At 45.4% G+C, this 5232-nt stretch carries 7 protein-coding genes; 1 reads left to right on the top strand and 6 read right to left on the bottom strand.

Going from position 1 to position 5232, the window contains the following annotated elements; translation table 11 throughout:
- Positions 1-336 (top strand): hypothetical protein (locus tag HMPREF9304_RS14625; RefSeq protein WP_197061624.1); only part of this gene is annotated, 336 nt, incomplete at its 5' end.
- Between the two features lie 280 nt (positions 337-616).
- Here HMPREF9304_RS14625 and rpsA read toward each other — a convergent pair.
- The 6 genes from rpsA to HMPREF9304_RS01580 form a co-directional block, all read right to left on the bottom strand.
- Positions 617-2392, bottom strand: a complete 1776-nt coding sequence (gene rpsA / locus HMPREF9304_RS01600; RefSeq protein WP_036926081.1) for a 30S ribosomal protein S1 — start codon at positions 2390-2392, stop codon at positions 617-619.
- Positions 2393-2584: 192 nt separating this feature from the next.
- On the bottom strand, positions 2585-3145 hold the full coding sequence (locus HMPREF9304_RS01595) for a type I restriction endonuclease subunit R, EcoR124 family (RefSeq protein WP_231564440.1): 561 nt from the start codon (positions 3143-3145) through the stop codon (positions 2585-2587).
- Complete coding sequence (locus HMPREF9304_RS01590; protein ID WP_036926079.1) at positions 3061-3717, bottom strand: DEAD/DEAH box helicase family protein; 657 nt, start codon at positions 3715-3717, stop codon at positions 3061-3063. Before HMPREF9304_RS01590 ends, HMPREF9304_RS01595 begins: the two co-directional genes overlap by 85 nt.
- A 153-nt stretch (positions 3718-3870) precedes the next feature.
- On the bottom strand, positions 3871-4536 hold the full coding sequence (locus HMPREF9304_RS01585) for a four helix bundle suffix domain-containing protein (RefSeq protein ID WP_036926078.1): 666 nt from the start codon (positions 4534-4536) through the stop codon (positions 3871-3873).
- A gap of 13 nt (positions 4537-4549) precedes the next feature.
- Entirely contained in the window at positions 4550-4732 is a 183-nt protein-coding gene (locus tag HMPREF9304_RS13930; RefSeq protein ID WP_197061623.1) for a restriction endonuclease subunit S, read from the bottom strand.
- Positions 4733-4747: 15 nt separating this feature from the next.
- Positions 4748-4951, bottom strand: coding sequence for a type I restriction-modification system subunit M (locus HMPREF9304_RS01580; RefSeq protein WP_036926077.1), 204 nt, complete (start codon positions 4949-4951; stop codon positions 4748-4750).
- Positions 4952-5232: the final 281 nt, after the last annotated feature.

Below are 5232 nucleotides of genomic sequence, written 5' to 3'. Positions count from 1 at the left end.
TACCCAGGGCGCTGCCCTGGGCTGTATTCTTATTGGGCTTTCAGCCCGTCTTTGCTCGCAGCATCAACTGTTGTACGGTGTCATGGTTATACGCCTTATTGGGCTTTCAGCCCGTCTTTGCTCTCAGCATCAACAGGCGTACGTTACCACAGTTATACGTCTGTTGGGCTTTCAGCCCGTCTTTGCTCACAGCATCAACAGGCGTACGTTACCACAGTTATACGTCTGCTGGGCTTTCAGCCCGTCTTTGCTCACAGCATCAACTGTTGTACGGTGTCATGGTTATACGCCTTATTAGGCTTTCAGCCCGTCTTTGCTCGCAACATCAACTGGTGAATAGTGTTTTGGGCTATGCGCTGTTGCCCCTTCTGGGCGTAAATATTGCCTTACTAATTTACATCTGTTGATAAAAAAAGCTTTGCTAAATTTGTGTCATTCGTTGAACGCTGGCGTTCATTGAATTTCAAAGAAAGAAAAATTCGTTTCTTTTGCTTAATTCGTTGTTAAAAATAATGTGTCAATGAAAAATTGTGACGTGGAGTGAGAGAGTGGGGGGGTCGATAAAAAAAAGGCCGATTCGTGAAGAATCGACCTCTATTATGATTGCGTCAAACAATTATTTGTCTGAACTTTCCATGTCGGCTTTCAGTTTAGCCAAGACATCCAAGTCGCCCAAGCTGGTACCAGCTGCCACATTGTTAATGGCTGCGGCATCGTTTTGCTTCTTGTTAGTGTGCTTTGGTGCAGCCTTCACTTCTTCCTTCTCATCTTCGAATGTACGACTGTGAGAGAGGATGATGCGCTTGGTATCTTTCACAAACTCGATAACCTTGAAGTCGAGTTCTTCGCCTTGTTTTGCTTGCGAACCGTCTTCCTTTACCAAGTGCTTAGGCGTAGCAAAGCCTTCGCCACCTTCGTTCAGGGTAATCACGGCACCCTTGTCCATCATCTCTGTAATCTTACCTTTGTGGATAGAACCGGGAGTGTAGAGGGTTTCGTAAGTGTCCCAAGGATTCTCTTCGAGTTGCTTGTGACCGAGTGACAGGCGACGGTTCTCTTTGTCAATTTCGAGAACTACTACCTCAATTTCTGCGCCCACAGTAGTGAACTCTGAAGGATGTTTTACCTTCTTGGTCCAAGAGAGGTCGCTGATGTGAATCAAGCCGTCAACACCTTCTTCTAATTCTACGAAGATACCGAAGTTGGTGAAGTTGCGTACCTTAGCGGTGTGCTTGCTTCCCACAGGATATTTGGTTTCGATATCCTCCCATGGGTCTGACTTGAGTTGCTTGATACCCAAGCTCATCTTGCGATCTTCTCTATCCAAAGTCAGGATAACAGCTTCTACCTCGTCGCCTACGTGCATGAAGTCTTGTGCAGAGCGCAAGTGTTGGCTCCAAGACATTTCGCTCACGTGAATCAATCCCTCAACACCCGGAGCAATCTCTACGAATGCGCCATAGTCTGCCATAACAACCACTTTTCCTTTCACCTTGTCACCAACCTTCAAGTTTGGATCCAAAGCATCCCATGGATGTGGAGTGAGTTGTTTCAAGCCAAGGGCAATGCGCTTCTTCTCGTCATCGAAGTCGAGAATTACCACATGAATCTTTTCGTCTAATGAAACCACTTCGTGAGGATCGCTGACACGGCCCCAAGACAGGTCGGTGATATGTACCAATCCGTCTACACCACCTAAGTCAACGAATACACCGTAAGAGGTGATATTCTTAACAGTACCCTCGAGGATTTGTCCCTTTTCGAGTTTGCTGATAATTTCTTTCTTCTGTGCTTCCAACTCAGCCTCGATGAGTGCCTTGTGTGAAACCACTACATTGCGGAACTCTTGGTTAATCTTCACTACCTTGAATTCCATGGTCTTGCCTACGAAGATGTCGTAGTCGCGTATAGGATGAACGTCAATCTGGCTTCCCGGTAAGAAAGCTTCGATACCAAACACGTCAACAATCATACCACCCTTGGTACGGCTCTTGATGTAACCCTGAATCACCTCATCATTGTCAAGTGCTTCATTAACACGATCCCAACTTTGTGTAAGACGGGCTTTCTTGTGAGAAAGAACCAGCTGGCCCTTTCGGTCTTCTTGGTTTTCTACATAAACCTCAACCTTGTCTCCGATTTTGAGATCTGGGTTGTAACGAAATTCTGAAGCAGGAATGATACCATCGCTCTTGTAGCCGATGTTCACAATCACTTCTTTCTTGTCAATCGAGATGACAGTTCCTTCGGTGACTTGATGTTCACTCACCTTGTTTAAGGTTTCGTCGTACATCTTTGCCAAGTCATCACAGTTGGCGCTTACGTTTGTTCCATTTTCGAACTCATCCCAATTGAAGTCCTCTAATGGCTGAACGTTCTTTAAGTTTGACATAAATAATAATAAATGTTTAAAAATTAATAAAGTTAGACTTTATGTGAATTAAATAAATCGGGTGCAAAATTACGACATTATTATGAGAGGTGAAGATTGAACGAACCGAAACCTCCGTTTCTTAATGTTTTTTAACAAAATACAACGGTTTGCGTATCATCATTCATGGCGGCATTACTGTTTTAATGTGCCTCAAATGATGCCACCAATGCCCTTGAACTTCTCAATGAAGGCGGCAATTTTCTGGAACACACTCTGCTTCTTCGTTAGATATTGCGGATTGAGCGGACTCATCTTTGGAAGGATGGCATTGAGGTCTGTTCCGTTTTCACTGGCAAACTCACGCTTCAGCGATGTTTGGATATACCGCTTGGCTGCGTCCACATTCAGTTTCTCTTCCGCAATGAGGTTTGCCGCCTCTTCCTTCTGTCGCTGCTGCGCATAATCGAAGAAAGCAGAAATGATGCCTGCCTTGTCTTGAATAGGGTCAAGGTCTGTGTCGTGAATGAAGTCAACCACCAATCCCTCTTTGGCTCTGTTGCCAATACTCGAGCGGATGATTCTGCGCACTTCGTCAATCAATGCGTCTTTGTCTTTTGTTTTCTTGTTGTGTTCAACCGCCAATTCAAGGATATAATCCAAGTCTATTTCCTGCGATTTGAGCAAGTCTATCTCAAACACCACATCGTCCCAGTCAATCTTAGATTCTTCAGCGGCTTTCCCTTCTCGCTCCCGTCTGAACCAGTCACGAATATCGTTGTAGGTGGAACGATAATCTTGTTGTCGTCTTTTTCAATATTCCGTTTCAGTCCTGCCGTGCTTTCCGACCCATTCACGCTGTCGGGCGAGAACCGTTGGTACTCTTTCATGGTTTGAAAGTCCAAATCCTTGCGGTCTACCACGAAGAACACCTTATCTATAAAGTCGAGCTGGGTTGCCAATCGAGCTGCCTTAAAGCTGGTGAGCGTCTTGCCCGAACCGGTGGTGTGCCAGATGTAGCCTCCTGCTTCGGGGGTGCTCCACACCTTTGCTTGATACGAACTTCTGATTTTCCATATCAACCGCTCGGTGGCAGCAATCTGATAGGGGCGCATGATGAGCAACGTGTCGCTGGTGTCAAACACAGCATAGGAAAGCAGTACTTGCAGTAGGGTGTTCTTTTGGAAGAAGGTTGCCGTAAAGTCTTTCAGGTCTTTGATGAGCATGTTGTCCGCCTTTGCCCAGTTCATCGTAAAGTCGAGTTGCTCGCCAACTTGTGACAGCTTGGTGTAGCTGTCTAAGACAATGAAGTTTTGCAATTCTGCAATGGTGTTGTAGGTGGTCATGATGATGTTGTTTTTTTTTGTTGTTAGCTGGGGGCAGGTGTATCTAGGCGTATCTATGTGTATCTATGTGTCCCTAGGTTTACCTAGGCTTACCTAGTCATCCCTAGTCATCCCTAGTCTTTCCTAGTCTTTCCTAGGTATTCCTAGTCTTCCCTAGTCATCCCTATTCTCTCCTTCTAACCGTTTGAGGCGTTCTTTAAGCGCCTTTATCTCAGCTTTCAATTGTTCATTTTCTTTCAGCAGAAGCCTCCTTTCCTCGTCTTGCTGCTTTCGGTAGCCCGTGCGTGCCGCATACATTCGTTCTTTGATGCCTCCTTGCTCCACAAACTGTTTCTCCAAGCTCTTCAGGAAAGAACACATGAGTTTGTCTGTAATATGGCAGAGGGTTAGCAATGCGTTGCAAAACTCTTCTGCCGTCCAGCGTTGGGCGTAAGGCAGATAATCTTTGGGCTGGTTGTGCGTCTTGCAGAATGCGAGCATGGCGTTGTATCTGTCGTGCTTCTCGTTCCATAGTGCAAGGTGGCGTGTATGCAAGTAGTCAGCGTAATCTTCGCGCAACTCTTGCAATGATGCACGAGCCACGTTCAGCAGTTTTAGCTCCATCTCTGAGGATGTGTTACCGTCTTCTATTCCTTCTACGATATTTTGTTTTCCCGACCGTGCCGCTTGCACCATCTGGTCTACCGTTCTGTCACCGTATTTAGGTAAGAACCTTGTGCAGAAGATGTATGTCAGCTGATAGATGGTGTCAGTTTTTTGATAGAAAAACAATTCTTTGTAATCCTTGTACTTTCTAATAACCGTAGTTTCATTAGCCATGATATTTTTTCTTTTACTGTGCGAACGTCAGCAGTTGGTTGCGGTAATACTCATACTGCCGCTTGCGGCAGTCCAGCTCCGCTTCAAGCTCTGTAAACTTATCAAGAATCTCCACTATCCTATGTTGAACAGAAAGTGGGGGGAGGGGGATTCTCTTCTTCTGCGTCCCAATGGGAGCGAACTTGCTTGTTCTCAAATTTCATTAAGTCTTTCATGTCTCTATCTCCTTGATGATTTTATTGATATCTGCTCGCAGTGCGTCGATGCGCTGCACCGTTTGTGCCACTTCCTCGTTCAGCTTCACGATGTCTATCACCTCGCGCGTATCCTCCGCCTCTACATATGTGCCAACGGAGAGGTTGTAATCGTTCTCGGCAATCGTGTTGTTGTCCACCGATGTGGCAACATGCTTCACCTCGTCCTTGTTTCCAAAGATGCCGACAATGCGTTCGATGTGCGCGGGCCCAATACAAACTGCTTGAAGTCCCAGCCATCTACGGCGCCGCGCACCTCGTTAGCAATTCTCCAGATGGCTGCCTGCAGTTCGTCCCCTTGTTTTGTGTTTGTCATTATGCTGAATGTTTTATATTATTTCATTTATCTGCAAAAATACAATTTTATGACGTGAAACACGAATATTTTTTTTCACAACGAAATTATTTTTTTAACAACGAATAAAACGAAAGAAACGAATTT

The sequence above is a fragment of the Hoylesella timonensis S9-PR14 genome (assembly GCF_000762405.1).
In the GTDB taxonomy this organism is placed as follows: Bacteria; Bacteroidota; Bacteroidia; order Bacteroidales; family Bacteroidaceae; genus Prevotella; species Prevotella timonensis_A.
The sequence above is the reverse complement of the archived record's forward strand: the minus strand, read 5'-3'. Positions and strand labels throughout refer to the sequence as shown.